The 17,824-nt window shown below is 66.2% G+C and carries 22 protein-coding genes, 3 tRNA genes and 2 pseudogenes; 12 read left to right on the forward strand and 15 right to left on the reverse strand.

What is annotated here, in order from left to right:
* Nucleotides 1-51 precede the first annotated feature (51 nt).
* The 7 genes from A5760_RS19900 (at nucleotide 52) to A5760_RS19930 (ending at nucleotide 7,012) form a co-directional block, all read left to right on the forward strand.
* Complete coding sequence (locus A5760_RS19900; RefSeq protein ID WP_064883959.1) at nucleotides 52-645, forward strand: DinB family protein; 594 nt, start codon at nucleotides 52-54, stop codon at nucleotides 643-645.
* 41 nt (nucleotides 646-686) lie between these two features.
* A complete protein-coding gene (locus A5760_RS19905; RefSeq protein ID WP_064883906.1) occupies nucleotides 687-2,033 on the forward strand; it encodes an ABC1 kinase family protein in 1,347 nt (448 codons plus the stop codon).
* Nucleotides 2,020-2,949: an alpha/beta fold hydrolase gene (locus A5760_RS19910; protein ID WP_419538262.1), complete on the forward strand. Its 930-nt coding sequence runs from the start codon at nucleotides 2,020-2,022 to the stop codon at nucleotides 2,947-2,949. The genes A5760_RS19905 and A5760_RS19910 overlap by 14 nt, the downstream gene beginning before the upstream one ends.
* An 88-nt stretch (nucleotides 2,950-3,037) precedes the next feature.
* Nucleotides 3,038-3,898, forward strand: coding sequence for a cyclopropane mycolic acid synthase family methyltransferase (locus tag A5760_RS19915; protein WP_064883910.1), 861 nt, complete (start codon nucleotides 3,038-3,040; stop codon nucleotides 3,896-3,898).
* A 195-nt stretch (nucleotides 3,899-4,093) separates the two neighbouring features.
* A complete protein-coding gene (gene mmaA4, locus A5760_RS19920; RefSeq protein ID WP_064883961.1) occupies nucleotides 4,094-4,990 on the forward strand; it encodes a hydroxymycolate synthase MmaA4 in 897 nt (298 codons plus the stop codon).
* 93 nt (nucleotides 4,991-5,083) lie between these two features.
* Entirely contained in the window at nucleotides 5,084-5,782 is a 699-nt protein-coding gene (locus tag A5760_RS19925; protein ID WP_064883963.1) for a YciI family protein, read from the forward strand.
* Nucleotides 5,783-5,785: 3 nt separating this feature from the next.
* Complete coding sequence (locus A5760_RS19930) at nucleotides 5,786-7,012, forward strand: RNA polymerase sigma factor (RefSeq protein WP_064883912.1); 1,227 nt, start codon at nucleotides 5,786-5,788, stop codon at nucleotides 7,010-7,012.
* On the opposite strand, the gene rplA is transcribed toward A5760_RS19930, so the two are convergent.
* The 12 genes from rplA to A5760_RS19990 all read right to left on the reverse strand — a co-directional run bounded on the left by rplA (nucleotide 7,009) and on the right by A5760_RS19990 (nucleotide 12,000).
* Nucleotides 7,009-7,716: a 50S ribosomal protein L1 gene (rplA, locus tag A5760_RS19935; protein ID WP_064883914.1), complete on the reverse strand. Its 708-nt coding sequence runs from the start codon at nucleotides 7,714-7,716 to the stop codon at nucleotides 7,009-7,011. The genes A5760_RS19930 and rplA overlap by 4 nt on opposite strands.
* A gap of 70 nt (nucleotides 7,717-7,786) precedes the next feature.
* Complete coding sequence (gene rplK / locus A5760_RS19940) at nucleotides 7,787-8,215, reverse strand: 50S ribosomal protein L11 (protein ID WP_007767860.1); 429 nt, start codon at nucleotides 8,213-8,215, stop codon at nucleotides 7,787-7,789.
* Between the two features lie 47 nt (nucleotides 8,216-8,262).
* The gene (gene nusG, locus A5760_RS19945; protein ID WP_064883916.1) at nucleotides 8,263-9,069 is read right to left on the reverse strand and encodes a transcription termination/antitermination protein NusG; all 807 of its coding nucleotides are present in this window, start codon (nucleotides 9,067-9,069) and stop codon (nucleotides 8,263-8,265) included.
* Between the two features lie 25 nt (nucleotides 9,070-9,094).
* The gene (secE, locus tag A5760_RS19950; protein ID WP_064883918.1) at nucleotides 9,095-9,544 is read right to left on the reverse strand and encodes a preprotein translocase subunit SecE; all 450 of its coding nucleotides are present in this window, start codon (nucleotides 9,542-9,544) and stop codon (nucleotides 9,095-9,097) included.
* A 93-nt stretch (nucleotides 9,545-9,637) separates the two neighbouring features.
* Nucleotides 9,638-9,710, reverse strand: a tRNA-Trp gene (locus A5760_RS19955).
* Nucleotides 9,711-9,854: 144 nt separating this feature from the next.
* Complete coding sequence (hadC, locus tag A5760_RS19960; protein ID WP_064883920.1) at nucleotides 9,855-10,355, reverse strand: (3R)-hydroxyacyl-ACP dehydratase subunit HadC; 501 nt, start codon at nucleotides 10,353-10,355, stop codon at nucleotides 9,855-9,857.
* 3 nt (nucleotides 10,356-10,358) lie between these two features.
* Nucleotides 10,359-10,787 carry a (3R)-hydroxyacyl-ACP dehydratase subunit HadB gene (gene hadB / locus A5760_RS19965; RefSeq protein ID WP_064883922.1) on the reverse strand — a complete coding sequence of 143 codons (429 nt, stop codon included), beginning with the start codon at nucleotides 10,785-10,787 and terminating at the stop codon, nucleotides 10,359-10,361.
* Nucleotides 10,774-11,226: a (3R)-hydroxyacyl-ACP dehydratase subunit HadA gene (gene hadA / locus A5760_RS19970; protein WP_419538263.1), complete on the reverse strand. Its 453-nt coding sequence runs from the start codon at nucleotides 11,224-11,226 to the stop codon at nucleotides 10,774-10,776. Before hadA ends, hadB begins: the two co-directional genes overlap by 14 nt.
* Nucleotides 11,227-11,301: 75 nt before the next feature.
* Nucleotides 11,302-11,469, reverse strand: coding sequence for a 50S ribosomal protein L33 (gene rpmG, locus A5760_RS19975; RefSeq protein WP_003898538.1), 168 nt, complete (start codon nucleotides 11,467-11,469; stop codon nucleotides 11,302-11,304).
* Between the two features lie 45 nt (nucleotides 11,470-11,514).
* A tRNA-Met gene (locus A5760_RS19980) sits at nucleotides 11,515-11,588 on the reverse strand.
* Nucleotides 11,589-11,639: 51 nt separating this feature from the next.
* A tRNA-Thr gene (locus tag A5760_RS19985) sits at nucleotides 11,640-11,712 on the reverse strand.
* Between the two features lie 78 nt (nucleotides 11,713-11,790).
* On the reverse strand, nucleotides 11,791-12,000 hold the full coding sequence (locus A5760_RS19990; protein ID WP_064883926.1) for a type II toxin-antitoxin system VapB family antitoxin: 210 nt from the start codon (nucleotides 11,998-12,000) through the stop codon (nucleotides 11,791-11,793).
* 76 nt (nucleotides 12,001-12,076) lie between these two features.
* Here A5760_RS19990 and A5760_RS19995 point away from each other — a divergent pair, with 76 nt between their 5' ends.
* The 4 genes and pseudogenes from A5760_RS19995 (at nucleotide 12,077) to A5760_RS26310 (ending at nucleotide 14,717) form a co-directional block, all read left to right on the forward strand.
* The gene (locus A5760_RS19995; RefSeq protein WP_064883928.1) at nucleotides 12,077-12,790 is read left to right on the forward strand and encodes an MBL fold metallo-hydrolase; all 714 of its coding nucleotides are present in this window, start codon (nucleotides 12,077-12,079) and stop codon (nucleotides 12,788-12,790) included.
* Nucleotides 12,791-12,859: 69 nt separating this feature from the next.
* A pseudogene (locus A5760_RS20000) lies at nucleotides 12,860-13,713 on the forward strand (hypothetical protein).
* Nucleotides 13,710-14,405, forward strand: coding sequence for a crotonase/enoyl-CoA hydratase family protein (locus A5760_RS20005; protein ID WP_064883932.1), 696 nt, complete (start codon nucleotides 13,710-13,712; stop codon nucleotides 14,403-14,405). The pseudogene A5760_RS20000 and the gene A5760_RS20005 overlap by 4 nt, the downstream one beginning before the upstream one ends.
* A gap of 14 nt (nucleotides 14,406-14,419) precedes the next feature.
* Nucleotides 14,420-14,717: pseudogene (locus tag A5760_RS26310) on the forward strand (hypothetical protein).
* Between the two features lie 110 nt (nucleotides 14,718-14,827).
* Here the strand turns inward: A5760_RS26310 and cynS are convergent.
* Genes cynS through A5760_RS20020 form a run of 3 tightly spaced genes read right to left on the reverse strand, consistent with a single transcriptional unit; the run spans nucleotide 14,828 to nucleotide 16,625 of the window.
* The gene (cynS, locus tag A5760_RS20010; protein WP_064883934.1) at nucleotides 14,828-15,283 is read right to left on the reverse strand and encodes a cyanase; all 456 of its coding nucleotides are present in this window, start codon (nucleotides 15,281-15,283) and stop codon (nucleotides 14,828-14,830) included.
* A 25-nt stretch (nucleotides 15,284-15,308) separates the two neighbouring features.
* Nucleotides 15,309-16,058 carry a class I SAM-dependent methyltransferase gene (locus tag A5760_RS20015; protein WP_064883970.1) on the reverse strand — a complete coding sequence of 250 codons (750 nt, stop codon included), beginning with the start codon at nucleotides 16,056-16,058 and terminating at the stop codon, nucleotides 15,309-15,311.
* Nucleotides 16,059-16,109: 51 nt separating this feature from the next.
* On the reverse strand, nucleotides 16,110-16,625 hold the full coding sequence (locus A5760_RS20020; RefSeq protein WP_064883936.1) for a nitroreductase family protein: 516 nt from the start codon (nucleotides 16,623-16,625) through the stop codon (nucleotides 16,110-16,112).
* A 331-nt stretch (nucleotides 16,626-16,956) separates the two neighbouring features.
* Between A5760_RS20020 and A5760_RS20025 the strand changes: the two genes are divergently transcribed.
* The gene (locus A5760_RS20025; protein WP_064883938.1) at nucleotides 16,957-17,823 is read left to right on the forward strand and encodes a cyclopropane mycolic acid synthase family methyltransferase; all 867 of its coding nucleotides are present in this window, start codon (nucleotides 16,957-16,959) and stop codon (nucleotides 17,821-17,823) included.
* Nucleotide 17,824 lies beyond the last annotated feature (1 nt).

Genomic DNA, 17,824 nt, shown 5'->3' on the forward strand with positions numbered 1-17,824 from the left:
CTTACGGCGCGCGAGACCTAGGATCGACCAATGCCCGCCCTCGCCCCGCCGGTGGCCGACGAACGCAACGCGCTGCGCGAATTCCTGGCGTTTCACCAGAGCGCGTATTTCGCGGTCAGCCATGGCCTCACCGACGATCAGGCCCGGTCCACGCCCTCGGTCAGCGCGCTGTCGATCGGCGGGCTGGTCAAGCACGCGACCGGGATGCAGCGCAGCTGGATGGCGCGCGTCGCCGCCGCACCGGACGCGCCGCCGAAAGACCCGCGCCCGTTCGAGCAGATCGCCACCGAGTTCGCCGACCAGCACGTGATGCGGCCCGACGAGACGCTGGCCGGGCTGCTGGGGGCGTTCGAGGCGCAGAACGCGACCTCGCTGCGGCTGGTGGAAACCGCCGACCTGGACGCCGCGGTGCCCGTTCCGCGGGACATCCCGTGGTTTCCCAAGAACCAGCAGGCCTGGTCGGTGCGCTGGGTGATCCTGCACGTGATCAACGAGCTGGCCCGGCATGCCGGCCACGCCGACATCATCCGGGAGACGATCGACGGCGCCACCATGTACGAGTTGATCGCCGCGCGGGAGAACTGGGCGATCGAGGGGTGGGTGCAGCCCTGGAGAAGCGGGGACACCGGCGGGCGCCCGAGTTAGAGGATTGGGCCTCATCCCTGCCGATTTGGCACACTGCACAGATGAGCTCCGCCAAACATCGAGAGGGCGCCAAGCTGGACCGGGTGCCGTTGCCGGTCGAAGCGGCCCGGGTTGCCGTGACAGGTTGGCAGGTCACCCGCACCGGCGCTCGCATCCTCACCAAGCTGCCGGGCAGGGGTCCGTGGCAGCAGAAGGTGATCAAGCAGCTCCCCCAGACCTTCGCCGACCTGGGGCCGACGTACGTCAAGTTCGGCCAGATCATCGCGTCGAGTCCGGGCGCCTTCGGTGAATCGCTGTCCCGGGAATTCCGCGGCCTGCTCGACCGGGTGCCGCCCGCCGACGCCGACGAGGTGCACAAGCTCCTCGTCGAAGACCTCGGCGGCGACCCGTCGGAGTTGTTCGCCAAATGGGACGAGACGCCGTTCGCGTCGGCGTCCATCGCGCAGGTGCACTACGCCACCCTGCACACCGGTGAGGAGGTCGTCGTCAAGATCCAGCGCCCGGGCATCCGGCGCCGGGTCGCGGCCGACCTGCAGATCCTCAAGCGTTTCGCCCAGGCCGTCGAACTGGCCAAACTGGGCCGCCGGCTCTCGGCGCAGGACGTGGTCGCCGACTTCTCCGACAACCTGGCCGAGGAGCTGAACTTCCGGCTGGAGGCGCAGTCGATGGAGGCCTGGGTCTCGCATCTGCACGCCTCCCCGCTGGGCAAGAACATCCGGGTTCCGCAGGTGTTCTGGGACTTCACCAGCGACCGGGTGCTGACCATGGAGCGGGTGCACGGCATCCGCATCGACGACGTCGCCGCCATCCGCAAGGCCGGGTTCGACGGAACCGAGCTGGTCAAGGCGCTGCTGTTCTCGCTGTTCGAGGGTGGGCTGCGGCACGGGCTGTTCCACGGCGACCTGCACGCGGGCAACCTCTACGTCGACGGCCAGGGCCGCATCGTCTTCTTCGACTTCGGGATCATGGGCCGCATCGATCCCCGCACCCGCTGGCTGCTGCGCGAGCTGGTGTACGCGCTGCTGGTCAAGAAGGACCACGCGGCGGCGGGCAAGATCGTCGTCCTGATGGGCGCCGTCGGCACCATGAAGCCGGAGGCCGAGGCCGCCAAGGACCTGGAGAAGTTCGCCACTCCGCTGACCATGTCGACGCTGGGCGACATGTCCTACGGCGATATCGGCCGGCAGCTGTCGGCGCTGGCCGACGCCTACGACGTCAAGCTCCCCCGCGAGCTGGTGCTGATCGGCAAGCAATTCCTCTACGTCGAGCGGTACATGAAGCTGCTGGCGCCCAAGTGGCAGATGATGTCGGATCCGCAGCTGACGGGCTATTTCGCGAACTTCATGGTCGAAGTCAGCCGCGAGCACTCCTCCGATGTCGAGGTATAGGAGCTCTCTGGTGCAGGTCCGCACGGGGCATGCCATTTCCGGCGATCTGAAGCTGTACTACGAGGACATGGGCGACATCGACGACCCGCCCGTCCTGCTGATCATGGGGCTGGGCGCCCAGCTGCTGCTGTGGCGGGTCGCGTTCTGCGAAAAGCTGCTCGGCCACGGCCTGCGCGTCATCCGGTACGACAACCGCGACGTCGGCCTGTCCAGCAAGACGCAGCACCGCAGCTCGGGGCAGCCACTGGCGATCAGGCTGCTGCGGTCCTGGCTGGGTCTGCCCAGCCAGTCGGCATACCGGCTCGAAGACATGGCCGACGACGCCGCTGCCGTGCTGGATCATCTGGGCATCGAGGCCGCCCACATCGTGGGCGCGTCGATGGGCGGCATGATCGCGCAGATCTTCGCCGCGCGATTCCGCGAGCGGACCAGGACCCTGGCGGTCATCTTCTCCAGCAACAATTCGGCGCTGCTGCCGCCGCCGGCCCCGCGCGCGCTGCTGGCACTGCTGAAGGGTCCGCCGCCGGACTCGCCGCGCGAGGTGATCATCGACAACGCGGTGCGCGTCGGCAACATCATCGGCGGCCCGCGCTACCGCGTGCCCGAAGAGCAGGCCCGCGCCGAGGCCGCCGAGGGCTACGACCGCAACTACTACCCCCAGGGTGTCGCCAGGCATTTCGGCGCGGTGCTGGGCAGCGGCAGCCTGCGTCGCTACAACCGCCAGACCACCGCGCCCACCGTGGTGATCCACGGCCGCGCCGACAAGCTGATGCGGCCGTTCGGCGGGCGCGCCGTGGCGCGGGCCATCGACGGCGCCCGATTGGTGACATTCGACGGAATGGGTCATGATCTTCCACAGCAGTTGTGGGATCAGGTGATCGGCGTGCTGACCAAAAACTTCAGCAGGGCCGGATAGCCAAAAACATTCGGTAGAAACGCATCCCCGTGATTTTCAGTCCATGTCGCAGGGCTGTACGGTTGGCACAGAAGGGTGGGTGTCTCAAATGGCCAAGCTGAAGCCGTATTACGAAGAATCGCAGGCGACCTACGACATTTCGGATGACTTCTTCGCGCTGTTCCTCGACCCGAACATGGTGTACACCTGCGCCTACTTCGAAAACGACGACATGAGCCTGGAAGAGGCCCAGCTGGCCAAGATCGATCTGGCGCTGGACAAGATGAAACTCGAGCCGGGAATGACGGTGCTGGACGTCGGATGCGGCTGGGGCGGCGCCGTCGTCCGGGCGGTCGAGAAATACGACGTGAACGTCATCGGGATCACGTTGAGCCGCAACCACTACGCGCGCACCAAGGCGAGGCTGGAGGCGATCCCGACGACGCGGCGCACCGAGGCCCGGCTGCAGGGCTGGGAAGAGTTCGACGAGCAAGTCGATCGGATCATCAGCTTCGAGGCCTTCGACGCATTCAAAAAAGAACGCTGGCCCGCGTTCTGGGATTGGGCCTATAACACCCTTCCCGAAGGCAGCCGCATGCTGATGCACAGCATTTTCACGCATCCGCAGAACTACTGGCACGAGCACGGCATCACGATCACGATGTCGGATCTGCGATTCTTGCGCTTCCTCGGCAAGGAGATTTTCCCGGGCGGGAACATGTGTGGCGAACCCGATATCGTCGACACTTCTCGGGCCAGCGGATTCTCGCTCGAGCACACGCAATATCTGCAGCCGCATTACGCGCGGACGCTGGACACCTGGGCGGCCAATCTCGCCGCCAACCGCGAACGCGCGATCGCGATCCAGTCCGAAGAGGTCTACGACCGATTCATGCGCTACCTGACCGGCTGCGCGGAGCTCTTCCGCAAGGGCATCTCCAACGTCGCCCAGTACACGCTCACCAAGTAGCGGGCGGGTGGGTGGACGCGAACCAGCCTGCCCTGGAAAAGTAGACTTCGTATCCGCGGTCGGGCCCGCGACGCGCACCTGCACCGTTTTCGAGATTTCGCCTCAACGTTGGGTATCGTTGCAGGTCAAACGCGACCCCTCCGATGCGTGCGCGGGTTGTAGGAAGTGAACCTCATCCAGGAGAACAGGACGAAAATGGCTGAGCAACCGACTAGCCCGACGAAGACACGGACGCGTTCGGAGGACATCCAGGCGCATTACGACGTCTCCGACGACTTCTTCGGCCTGTTCCAGGACCCCTCCCGCATCTACAGCTGCGCCTACTTCGAGCGCGCCGACATGAGCCTGGAAGAGGCCCAGTACGCCAAGATCGACCTCAACCTGGACAAGCTGGACCTCAAGCCGGGCATGACCCTGCTGGACATCGGCTGCGGGTGGGGCACCACCATGAAGCGCGCCGTCGAGCGGTTCGACGTCAACGTCATCGGCCTGACGCTGTCCAAGAACCAGCACGCCCGCGCCGAGGCGCTGCTCGATTCCATCGACACCGGCCGCTCGCGCCAGGTCCGCCTGCAGAACTGGGAGGACTTCAACGAGCCCGTCGACCGCATCGTGTCGATCGAGGCCTTCGAGCACTTCGGCCACGAGAACTACGACGACTTCTTCAAGCGGACCTTCGACATCATGCCCGACGACGGCCGGATGACCGTTCAGAGCAGCGTCAGCTACCACCCGTACGACCTGGCCGCCCGCGGCAAGAAGCTGAGTTTCGAGACGGCCCGGTTCATCAAGTTCATCGTCACCGAGATCTTCCCGGGCGGCCGGCTGCCGACCACCCAGATGATGGTCGATCACGGCGAGAAGGCCGGATTTGTTGTGCCCGAACCGCTTTCGCTGCGGCCGCACTACATCAAGACGCTGCACATCTGGAGCGACACGCTCGAGTCGAACCGGGACAAGGCCATCGAGGTCACCTCCGAAGAGGTGTACAACCGCTACATCAAGTACCTGCGCGGCTGCGAGCACTACTTCGGCGACGAGATGCTCGACGTCAGCCTGGTGACCTACCTCAAGCCCGGCGCGGCCGCCTGATTTTCGCGCCGCCTGTCGGATTAGCGCTGCGCGGTTCGTCGAGTAGGTAGAGAGTGGAGCAGACGGCTTCGCTCACTACCGGAGGTGACGAACATGCAGTACTTCGCCTTGTTGATCAGCAGGGAACAGGACCGTACGCCCGACGATGCCGCCACCGCGATGGCGGCCTGGGAGAACTTCCACGCCAAAGCCGGATCGGCGATCAAGGCCGGTGACGCGCTGGCCCCCGCCGCGGCGGCGGCGGTGATCACCGGCGGCCCGGACGCGCCGACCGTCACCGACGGCCCCTTCGCCGAGGCCGCCGAGGTGGCGTGCGGCTATTACGTCTTCGAAGCGGAAAACCTGGACGAAGCGCTGGCACTGGCGCGCGACGTCCCGATCGCCGCGTTCGGGGCCGTTGAGCTGTGGCCGGTGGTCCACTCGATCGAGCCGGCTCGCAAGCTGACCGGCAACGACTGGCTCGCGCTCCTGCTGGAACCGCCCGCCACCGCCCACACACCGGGCACCCCCGAGTGGGAGGCGGTCGCGGCCAAACACGCGGACCTGCACGCGGCCGCGGGCAACCACATCATCGGCGGCGCCGCATTGCACGACCGCTCCACGGCGACGACCGTGCGGGTGCGCGACGGCGAGGTCCTCATCACGGACGGGCCCTACGTCGAGGGCGCCGAGATCGCGACCGGGATCTACCTACTGGGCGCCGCCGACCGTGACGAGGCGGTCAAGATCGCGTCGATGATCCCCGCCTCGACCGTGCAGGTGCGCCAACTGGCGGGCATTTCCAGCCTGTAGCGAATGGCCGACCTGGACGGCGTCTTCCGCCGCGAATGGGGCCCGGCCGTGGCCGCGCTCGCGCGGTGGTCGGGTGACCTCACCGTCGCCGAGGACGCCGTCCAGGAGGCCTGCGCCGAGGCGCTGCGCACCTGGCCGCGGGACGGATTGCCCGAAAGCCCGGGCGGCTGGCTGGTGACCGTCGGCCGTAACCGCGCCCGGGACCGGCTGCGCCGCGAATCCGTGCGCCCCGGAAAGGAATTGGCGGCTTTGAAAAGCTACCTGGACGACATCAGGGCGCGCACCGATCGCACGGATCCGCATCCGGTACGCGACGACGAATTGCGGATGATGTTCACCTGCGCCCACCCGGCGCTGGACCGGCAATCGCAGTTGGCCCTCACGCTGAGGTTGGTATCCGGTTTGACCGTCGGCGAGATCGCGCGGGCGCTCCTGCAGTCCGAGGCGGCCATCGGTCAGCGAATCACGCGCGCCAAGAACAAGGTTCGGCACGCCAACATCCCGCTGCGGGTGCCACCGGCCGAGCTGCTGCCCGAGCGCACGCCGCACGTGTTCGGTTGCGTCTATTCGGTGTTCACCGAGGGCTACTGGTCGACCGCGGGCCCGTCGGCCATCCGCGACGACCTGTGCGACGAAGGGATCCGGCTGGGCGCCGAGCTGTGCGCGCTGCTGCCCGGCGAGCCCGAGGCGCACGCGCTGTCCGCCCTGATGCTGCTGCATGATTCGCGGCGCGCGACCCGCGTGGACGACAGCGGAATGCTGGTGCCGCTCGAGGACCAGGACCGGCGCCGATGGGACCGGGGGCGCATTTCGCGCGGGCTCGAGCGGTTGCGTCGCGCCCAGGGCTCGACGGGCGCCTATCTGCCCCAGGCCGTGATCGCCGCGCTGCATGCCACGGCACCGTCCTGGGAGCAGACCGACTGGGTGACCATCTGCGCCGCCTACGACCGGCTGTTCGGATTGACCGGCTCGCCGGTGGTGGCCGCCAACCGCGCGCTGGCGATCGGATTCCGCGACGGCCCCGACGCCGGCCTGGCAGCTCTGGACAAGGTGGCACACGATCCGCGGCTCACCCGGTCCAATCTCGTGGCGACCGTGCGCGCCGACCTGCTGCGGCGCGCGGGCCGACCCGCCGATGCGCTGCCCTGGTATCGAGAGGCGTTGGAGTCCAATGGATCCGACCCCGGCCGCGCGTTTCTGCGGCGGCGCATCGTCGAGTGCGGGGGTTAGGACTCCGAGAAGTTGCGGGTGACGGCCGGGTCCACCGGGATACCCGGTCCGGTCGTCGTCGAGACCACGATCTTGCGTAGGTAGCGGCCCTTGGAGGCGGACGGCTTGAGCCGCAGCACCTCATCCAGCGCGGCACCGTAGTTCTCGGCCAGGGCCTTCTCGTCGAACGACGCCTTGCCGATGACGAAGTGCAGGTTGGCCTGCTTGTCCACCCGGAAGTTGATCTTGCCGCCCTTGATGTCGGCCACGGCCTTGGCGACGTCGGGGGTCACGGTGCCTGTCTTGGGGTTCGGCATCAGGCCGCGGGGACCGAGCACGCGGGCGATGCGACCGACCTTGGCCATCTGGTCCGGGGTCGCGATCGCGGCGTCGAATTCCAGCCAGCCGCCCTGGATCTTCTCGATCAGGTCGTCGCTGCCGACAACATCAGCCCCCGCGGCGACGGCGGCATCCGCCTTGTCGCCCACCGCGAACACCGCGACACGGGCGGTCTTGCCGGTGCCGTGTGGAAGGTTGACCGTGCCGCGGACCATCTGGTCGGCCTTGCGCGGGTCAACGCCGAGTCGGATCGCCACCTCGACGGTGGAGTCCTGCTTGCTCGACGACGTCTCCTTGGCGAGCTTGGCCGCCTCCAGCGGGGAGTAGAGGTTGTCGCGGTCCACCTTTTCGGCGGCGGCGCGGTATGCCTTGCTGTTTTTGCTCACTTGCTAATCCAATCGGGTGTTGGGTCCGTGGTTACTAAGCGGGCCGAAGCTGGCCCTCCCACAGTTGGGGCTATTCGACGGTGATGCCCATCGACCGGGCGGTGCCGGCGATGATCTTGGCGGCTGCGTCGATGTCGTTGGCGTTCAGGTCGGCCTTCTTGGTCTCGGCGATCTCCTTGACCTGGTCCCAGCTGACCTTGGCGACCTTGGTCTTGTGCGGCTCGGCCGATCCCTTGCCCACGCCGGCGGCCTTGAGCAGCAGCTTGGCGGCGGGCGGGGTCTTGAGCGCGAAGGTGAAGCTGCGGTCCTCGTAGACCGTGATCTCCACCGGGATGACCTGGCCGCGCTGGTTCTCCGTGGCAGCGTTGTATGCCTTGCAGAACTCCATGATGTTGACGCCGTGCTGACCGAGCGCGGGCCCGACCGGCGGCGCCGGGTTGGCCTGCCCCGCCTGGATCTGAAGCTTGATCAGCCCGACGACTTTCTTCTTCGGGGCCATGAGATTGTGCTGTTCCTTCCTGGTTTACGCCCGGCGTATGCGCCGGTTTAGAGCTTGGAGACTTGGCTGAAGGTCAATTCGACCGGGGTTTCGCGGCCGAAGATCGATACCAGCACCTTGAGCTTCTGCTGCTCGGCGTTGACCTCGTTGATCGTCGCCGGCAGCGTGGCAAACGGCCCGTCCATGACCGTCACCGATTCGCCGACCTCGTAGTCGACCTCGATGGCCGGGCGTTCCAGCCCGCCGACCTCGGCGGCGGCGGCCGTGGTGGCCGCGCCCTTGGCGGCCTTCTTCGCCGTGCCGCGCGGCAGCAGGAACTTCACCACGTCATCGAGCGTCAGCGCCGACGGACGCGAGGTCGCCCCGACGAACCCGGTGACGCCGGGGGTATTGCGCACCGCGGCCCACGAGTCGTCGGTCAGGTCCATGCGCACCAGGATGTAGCCAGGCAGCACCTTGCGGTTGACCTGCTTGCGCTGGCCGTTCTTGATCTCGGTGACCTCTTCGGTGGGCACTTCCACCTGGAAGATGTAGTCCCCGACGTCGAGGTTCTGCACACGCGTTTCGAGGTTGGCTTTGACCTTGTTCTCGTATCCCGCGTAGGAGTGGATGACATACCAGTCGCCGGGCTTGCTGCGCAGTTCCGCCTTGAGCGTGGCGGCCGGGTCGGCCTCTTCGGCCGACTCGTCGGGCGCCTCGGTGGCCTCGGCCGTCTCGTCGGCAGCCTCGTCCGCAGTCGCCTCGGTGACCTCAGCGGCCGCAGAGGTGTCCGTTTCAGACGCCTCGGTGGCTTCGGCGGTCTCTTTCAGGTCGACCGCTTCACCCGCGGACGGGTCACCGTCGAAGGTAGTCACGGTTTAAGTCCTCTCTGTCACTCGCTCAGCCGAACACCAACAGCACCAGCTTGGTCAGGCCGAAATCCGCCAGGCCGACCAGCGCCACCATGAAGGCCAGGAAAGCCAGCACAACGGAGGTGTAAGTGAGCATCTGTTTCCGGTTGGGCCAGATGACCTTCCGCATCTCTGCAACGACCTGCTTGAGGTAGTTGTAGACGAACACGAAGGGGTTGGCCCGATAGTCGCCGGCCTTCTTGGGCTTTGCGGCCTTCTTGGCTTTGGCGCCCTTCTTGGCCTTCTCCGGCGTGGCGGCCTCAACGTCGTCCGCCGACTCGGCGTCTTCGCCGGCCTCGGCAGCCCGCTGCCGGGAACGCTTGCCCGTGGGTCGCTGTGGCCGCGTCACCACCGCCGTCCGACCGCCGCTCGCGCGGCCGTCCTCTTTGTCAGTGCCGTCGCTTGCGGCGTCGTTGGCAACATCGCCTTCGTCGCTCACCGCATGCTCCTTTGTTTGCTCGTACCCCGAAAGCCGTCCCATCTGTGGCGGCACATACTTCCAGTGTCCACCATGGCACGCCTTCGTCTTCAGCAGGGGCGACAGGACTTGAACCTGCAACCTGCGGTTTTGGAGACCGCTGCTCTGCCAGTTGAGCTACGCCCCTTCGCGGTTGGCAGGCCAACCTGCGCTTACCTACCGGGGCTTACATGACACGCGCGCCTTCCGATTGCTCGACTCACGGAAAGCGCGCTAATGCTGGGAAAACCCCGAGGACCGAGTGTACATCGACGCGCGAGTCAGATACTAATTACGCCGATCTGACGACCTGGCCGGACTCCGGATCCCAGCGCAGGTTCGCGGAGTTGTCGGCGTACTGGCCCATCAGCGTGGTGTAGGCCTCCAGGACGACCTCGCCGTGTTCGTTGGTGCAGATGTTCTTGGTGACGACGATGTCGGCGCCGAAGCGCTCGTCCACCGATTGGACCTCCATCCGGGCCCACAGCTTGTCGCCGGCCTTGATCGGCTTGGAGAACACGAACCGTTGGTCGACCTGGACGATCACCAGGGTCTCCATGCCGATGTCGACATTCCGGAAGAAATCCAGCTGGACCAGCTTGGCGAAGATGGTCCCGAAGGTCAGCGGTGCCAGGATCGCGGTGTGGCCCAGCTCGAGGGCCGCGTCTTCACTGAAATACGCAGGATGGTCGTTCTTGATGGATTGCGCGAACTGGCGCAGCTGTTCGCGCCCCACCACGAAGCAATCCGCGTAGCGCCAGATCATCCCCCTGATGTCTGTCTTGAGCACCATGGCTTATGCGAGTGTCGCGGACGCGATCGCCCTGCCGAAGATCTTCTTGCCGCCGGTGGTGGCCGTGAGCGCGATGGTCACGGACTTGGTCTCGGGATCGGCAGACTTCACCCGTCCGCTGAAGACCAGCTCGGCGCCCTTGCCGTCGTTCGGCACCGGCACCACCGCGGTGAACCGCACGTTGTACTCGGTCACGGCACCCGGGTCGCCGATCCACGCGGTGACGTAGCCGCCGCCGATGCCCATGGTCAGCATGCCGTGCGCGATCGCGGTGTCCAGGCCGACGACCTTGGCCATCTCGTCGTCCCAGTGGATGGGGTTCAAGTCGCCGGAGACGCCCGCGTAATTCACCAGATCCTGCCGGGTCAGCGGGTAGGTCTTCTCCGGGAGTATGTCACCCACCTTCACCGAGCTGAACTCACGCAGTGGCATCAGTAAATCCCTCTTCTCCATCCTCGCCGGCACGGCCTGCGAGGGTCGTGTAGGTCTCTTGCACGACGTCACCGGCTTCATTGGTGATGACATTCTTGGTGACGATGATCTGGGTGCCGTGCGACACGCGCACCGAGTCCACATAGACGTCGCAGTAGAGCTTGTCTCCGGCCACGAGCGGGGCGAAGTACTTCAGCACCTGGTCGACCTGGACGATCTGCGCGTCGTGGACGGCGACGTTGGCGTGCTTGAAGAAGGCCGTCTGCGCCTGATAGCCGAATACGCAGACGAACGTCAACGGGGCGAGCAGCCCCTTGTAGCCGAGTTCGGCCGCCGCCTTCTCCTCCAGGTAGCAGGCGTCGTCGTTCTGCACGGCCACCGCGTACTCGCGGATCTTCTCCCGCTCTACCTCGTAATGATCGGGGTAGCGGTAGTGCATCCCGACGATGCTTTCGGTTAACGGCACGGTTCTTAAACTACCTAGTCAATCGGAGTAAACGCCCGCGGGTGGCCGCTAGCGTGTCTCTCGATGCGCCTGGTGCTTACCGCAGTTGGGGCAGAACTTCTTCAGCTCCAGTCGGTCCGGGTCGTTCCGGCGGTTTTTCTTGGTGATGTAGTTACGGTGTTTGCACACCTCGCATGCCAGGGTGATCTTCGGCCGTACGTCGGTACTGGAAGCCATGACGGTTCTCTCTCAATTCTTCAAAAAAGCTGTGCTGTTGTGTTGTAGCGATGGCCGGACTCGAACCGGCGACCTAACGATTATGAGTCGTTCGCTCTAACCGACTGAGCTACATCGCCTCTGGCAGCCCCTTTTGGGTCGGGGCCGCCACGCCTGCTCGGCGTCCGCCGAGCCCCCTAACGGAATCGAACCGTTGACCTTTTCCTTACCATGGAAACGCTCTACCGACTGAGCTAAGGGGGCCGTTCACCCGAAGCGATCAGTCCGCGCGGGCCTAAAAGAGGGTACAGCCTGGCTCGCAGCGGAACCAAACCACGGGCATCAGGGGGCTCCGCCGCCGTTGCGGCGAGGCCGCCAGGCATTGAGATCACTGAACTCGTCGTAGGCATCGTCCTGTTCGACGGAATCGCCATCGTTGAGCAGGGTCCGCAAAGCGAGGTTGACGGCCTCGCGCGCATCGGCGAGATGGAAGCGGCGGATAGCCTCGTCGACCAGATCGACGTCGACCTCCATTTCGACCTTCTTCTTCATGCGCCAACAGTACCCACTGGATACCGGCCGACCGGGCCCGAAACGGCAGTGTCGCGCAACGTCCTAGTCTGGTGACGTGCCCGAGGACCGGCTGTACTTTCGTCAACTGCTCTCCGGCCGCGACTTCGCCGCCGGAGACATGATCGCGACGCAGATGCGCAACTTCGCCTACCTGATCGGCGACCGGCAAACCGGTGACTGCGTGGTCGTCGACCCGGCTTATGCCGCCGGCGATCTGCTCGACGCGCTCGAGGCCGACGGCATGCACCTGTCCGGCGTGCTGGTGACCCACCACCACCCCGACCACGTGGGTGGATCGATGATGGGGTTCGCGCTGGCGGGCCTGGCCGAACTGCTGGCGCGGGCACCGGTGCCGGTGCACGTCAACACCCATGAGGCACTGTGGGTTTCGCGAGTCACCGGGATAAGCATGGGCGACCTGACCGCCCATGAGAACCACGACAAGGTCAGCATCGGCGACATCGAGATCGAATTGCTGCACACCCCGGGCCACACGCCGGGTAGCCAGTGCTTTCTGCTCGACGGCCGCCTCGTCGCCGGTGACACGCTGTTCCTGGAGGGCTGCGGGCGCACCGATTTCCCCGGCGGGGACTCCGACGAGATGTACCGCAGTCTGCAGCGGCTCGCGACCCTGCCCGGTGACCCGACGGTTTTTCCGGGCCATTGGTACTCGGCGGAGCCCAGCGCCTCGCTCGAGGAGGTCAAGCGTTCCAACTACGTGTACCGGGCCTCGGACCTTGATCAATGGCGGATGCTGATGGGCGGCTGAGCTCCCCGGGGATCGCTCGGTCACGACCATCCGGCAACCGCGCTGTGATATAAGCGGAGGGTGGATTCCATGGGTTGGATCCAGGACAGCTGGCATGATGTCACGCACGTCGGGTCCAGCACCTGGATAGCGTGGGCAGCATGGGCGGCAATCGTCCTGGCAATCGTCACGCTGATCTTCACCAACAGCCAGATCAACCGCAATCGCCGCGAGGCGGCCGAGCAGACGCGCCCCCAGGTCGCGATGTTCATGGAGCCGCATCCCGCCGACTGGCACGTGATCGAACTCGTCGTCCGGAACTTCGGCTGCACCGCGGCCTACGACATCGGGTTCTCCTTCGTCAATCCACCCACGGTGGCCGAATACGAGAACGCCACCGACGGCTACGCCGACGTCATCGAACTGCGGCTCCCCAGCGAGCTGCCGACGCTGGCACCCGGCCAGGAGTGGCGGATGGTGTGGGATTCCGCGCTCGACCGCGCCGAGATCGGCAGTGGTATCGAATCCCGCTTCACCGGCACCCTGACCTATTACGACCGGCCCGATCATTCGCAGGGCCGGCGGTTCTGGGAGCGGGAGCGCTCCCCGCTGCACACCGACGTCGTGCTGGACTGGGACGCCCTGCCGCCGGTCCAGCGCATCGAGTTGATGACCACCCATGACCTGGCGAAGCGGGAGAAGGAGAAGCTGGAGCTGCTGCGCGGCCTGCTGACCTATTTCCACTACGCCAGCAAGGAGACCCGCCCCGAGGTGTTCCGCAGCGAGATCGAACGGATCAACGCCGCGGTCCGGGAAACCCAAGACAGATGGCGCACCCGCCAACTCGACGAACCCACCGATGTGAGCCTGCGCTGGAGTAACGCCGAAGACGATCTGGGCAAACACCACAGCCAGCCCGCCTGACGGCAAGGAGCAACCGATGAGCGCCCCGGTCCACTACAGCATCAAGGACTCCATCGCCGTCATCAAGATGGACGACGGCAAGGTGAATGCGCTGGGCCCCACCATGCAGCAGGCCCTGAACGACGCGATCGACACGGCCGAGGCGGACAACGCCGGTGCGCTCGTGATCACCGGCAACGATCGGGTGTTCAGCGGCGGCTTCGACCTGAAGATCCTGACCTCCGGTGAGGTGCAGCCCGCGATCGACATGCTCCGCGGCGGGTTCGAGCTGGCGTATCGCCTGTTGTCCCTTCCCAAGCCGGTGGTGATGGCCTGCACCGGCCATGCCATCGCGATGGGAGCATTCCTGTTGTCGGCGGGCGATCACCGGGTGGCCGCGCACGCCTACAACATCCAGGCCAACGAGGTCGCGATCGGCATGGTGATCCCCTATGCCGCCCTGGAGATCATGAAGCTGCGGTTGACGCCGTCGGCCTACCAGCAGGCCAGCGGGCTGGCCAAGACCTTCTTCGGTGAAACCGCGCTCGCCGCAGGCTTTATCGACGAGATCGTGCTGCCAGAGGTGGTGGTCGACCGCGCCGTAGAGGCCGCGCGGGAATTCGCCGGTCTGCATCATCGCGCGCATGCCGCCACCAAGTTGCGCACCCGCGCCGACGGCCTGGCGGCCATCCGCGCCGGCATCGACGGGATCGAAGCCGAATTCGGCGTGTGAGCCGCTGAGGGCGTATGCCCGAGCCGGTTTCGCCGGCGGCTGCCGGGGAAGTCCACGAGTTCAACGTGGTGGCCGCGCGGCACCACAGCGACCAGGACATCTATCACCTCGCCCGCGACATGGCCGGCTGGTCGCAGGAGCACGTCGGCGGGCGTCTCGCTGGATTGGGAGCTGCTGGCCCAGGGCGCGCAGGCCGCCAAGGATTCCGAGCTGCTGAGCCTGACGTCGCGCTGTCACCCCGAAACGTTGCGCCAGATGCGCTGGGCGAACGCGATGCTCAAAGAGCTTTCCCCGCAAGTCCTGATGAACTGAGACGGCGAACGCGGTGGTCGCCACTGGCCGCCACCGCGTTCCCTTCGCCTCCTCGAAGGCCAGTCTCGCACGCGCGCGCCGTGCCGTCACGCCACTCGGGCGACCTCGTGTCAGTCCTGCGCCTCGACCCACTGATAGGGGAGAAATTTCCCGTCGAACGTCACCACGACCCGGTCGCCGGACGGGTGCGGCTTCTTCTGCACGTCGAGGCTGAAGTTGATGGCGCTCATGATGCCGTCACCGAACTGTTCGGCGATCACCTCTTTGAGCGCGCCGCCATACACCTGCAGGGCCTCGTAGAAGCGGTAGATGGTCGGATCCGTGGGGACCGCGGTGGCCAGCCCGACGCGCATCGGAGCGGCGGCCAGCACCGGCACCACCGACTGGTCGAGCTTCAACTTCTCGGCCAGAACCTTGGCCTGCTCCACCGGGATCGGGTGCTGTCCCAGCAACGCCGCGGTGGTCCACAGCACCGGCCTGCCGATCGCGTCGGCCAGCTGTTGCCACGTCAGCCCCTCCCGGAGCCGGGCTAAGACGACCTGTTCGGTGATTTCGGTTCTGTTCATAGCCCCCTAGCATGCCCGCCGGACGTCACTCCGGCTTGGTCGCGGTGACCAAGCGGGTGGAGAACCAAGGGCCGCCGTACCACATCCGCCAGCCGAGGTTGCGCCGCCGCACGTCGCGCCAGCCGAGTTCGCGCAGCCGGGCGGCGTGCTGACGCGTCTCCCACAGGTCGGCGATGGCGAGCCGGCCCCCGGGCCGCAGCACGCGCACGGCTTCGTCGAGGGCGTGGCGCCGCCCGGCGTGGCCTGCGATGTTGTGGATGGCCAGGTTGCTCACGACCACGTCGACGCTCTCGTCGGGCAGCGGTAGCGCGGTGATGTCGGCGGTGTGCAGCTCGACGCGGTCGGCGACGTCTTCGGCCACCGCGTTGCCCAGCGTGGCCTGCTCGGAGTTGTCGGTCTGGTCGGCCTGCCACAGGTCGACGCCGATCGCGCGGCCCCGCGGCAACCGCTTGGCCGCCGCCAGCAGCACCGCGCCGCGCCCGCAGCCCAGGTCGAGCACCGTTTCGTCGCCCGCGAGCCGCAGGTCGCGCAGAACCCGTTCCCAGACAACGAATTTCCCGGCCCGGGTGGCGTACATGTACAGGACCACCGCACCCGCGACCGCGGCGCAGGACACCGCGGCCAACGCGGCCCGCAGCCGCTTGCCGCTCGCCCAGCTGATACCCGCGAACACCGCCAGTGCGGCGGCTTGAGCGCCGATGCCTATCGCCTGCGCGCGCGCCGAGAAGGTGTGAAAGGAACCGTCGACCCCGTAATCGCCCTGGTGGTCATGCACGCCCATCACCTTACGACTCGACAAGTCGCCGAAGGTTTTTCGCGGTGACGATCACCAACGGCCGTGGTGCACGACCTCGGCGAACGGCCGCCGGTTCGGCTTGCGGATCGGGGTGAGCGGGCGATCGGCGGGATAACCGACGCCCAGCAGGAAGGCCACCAGGTATTCGTCGGGCACGCCGAGGATCGCGCGCGCCTTGTCCTGGTCCCCCACCGACGAGTGGCCGGTCCCGATGCCCAGGTCCGTGGCGGCGATCATCATCGCCATGGTGGCCTGGCCGACGTCGTAGTTGTCGGTGATGACCCGCCGCTCGTCGGGCGGCACCGGGACCACGATGGCGATGGCGGCCGCGGCCGCGGCGATGTGGCCCGCACCCCGCCAAACCGTGGACAGCTCGGCCAGCTGGTCACGGTCGGTCACGATGACGAAGTCCCAGGGCTGACGGTTCTTGGCCGACGGCGCGCGCCAGCCGGCCTCGGCAATGCGGTCCAGGTCATCGGCCGGTACCGGCTTTGGTTGGTACTCCCGCACGTTGCGACGTGCGCAGAGCGCGTCCCAAGCTTCCATCTGGCTCCCTCCAGCGACTGTTTTCCCGGATAAACCGGCGTAGGATCGGGTGAATTCCCAGGCAGGGATTGCGCGTTCGCCCGTAGTCCAGCTCCGGTGAGTGTGAGTGGACGGGTGCCAACGCAGCCAAACGCCTTGGGCCACAGTTAAACCCGATTTTTGCTGCGAGGGCGGCCACCACGCGGTGGCCATGCGACGCCGGATCGACCTAGTTTGCCCGGACCGTCGCTCGGGTTTGATCGCCACGATTCCGGGAAGCCGTGCTGAACCAATCGAACGACCGTCTCGTGAACAACCGAATGGCCCCGAGTCAGAAAGGCGGGTATCCGTCGTGGCCGAGCACCTGACGCCGCACTTCGAAGAGGTACAGGCCCATTACGACCTGTCCGACGACTTCTTCCGGTTGTTCCTCGACCCCACCATGACCTACAGCTGCGCATATTGGGATCGCAACCGGGACATCACGCTCGAAGAGGCGCAGTTGCGCAAGATGGATCTCTCGCTGGGCAAGCTGGGTCTGCGCCCGGGCATGACGCTGCTGGACGTTGGTTGCGGCTGGGGCGGCACCATGCGCCGCGCGATCGAGACGTACGACGTGAACGTCGTCGGTCTGACCCTGTCCGAACACCAGGCCGCGCACGTGCAGCGGTTGTTCGACGCCATGAACACCGAACGCAGCAGGCGGGTGCTGCTGCACGGCTGGGAAGAGTTCGACGAGCAGGCGGACCGGATCGTCTCCATCGGCGCGTTCGAGCACTTCGGCTACGACCGCTACGACGATTTCTTCGCGATGGCCTACCGCACCCTGCCCGAGGACGGGGTGATGCTGCTGCACACCATCACCATGCTCACCGCCCCGCAGATCCTCGAACGCGGCCTGAAGCTGACCGACGAGGAGACCAGCTTCAACGAGTTCATCGGCACCGAGATCTTCCCGGGCGGCCAGTTGCCGGCCATCGAGATGGTGGAGTTCCACGCGTCCAAGATGGGGTTCAACCTCAAGCGCAGGCAGTCGCTGCAGCTGCACTACGCCCGGACCCTCGACCGCTGGGCGGAGGCCTTGCAGGCGCGCCACAGCGAGGCCGTCGAGATCCAGTCCGAAGAGGTCTACCAGCGCTACATGCGCTATCTGACCGGCTGCGCCAACGCATTCCGGGTCGGATACATCGACGTCAACCAGTTCACTCTGGCCAAGTAGC

The organism is Mycobacterium colombiense (genome assembly GCF_001665835.1).
GTDB lineage: Bacteria > Actinomycetota > Actinomycetes > Mycobacteriales > Mycobacteriaceae > Mycobacterium > Mycobacterium colombiense_A.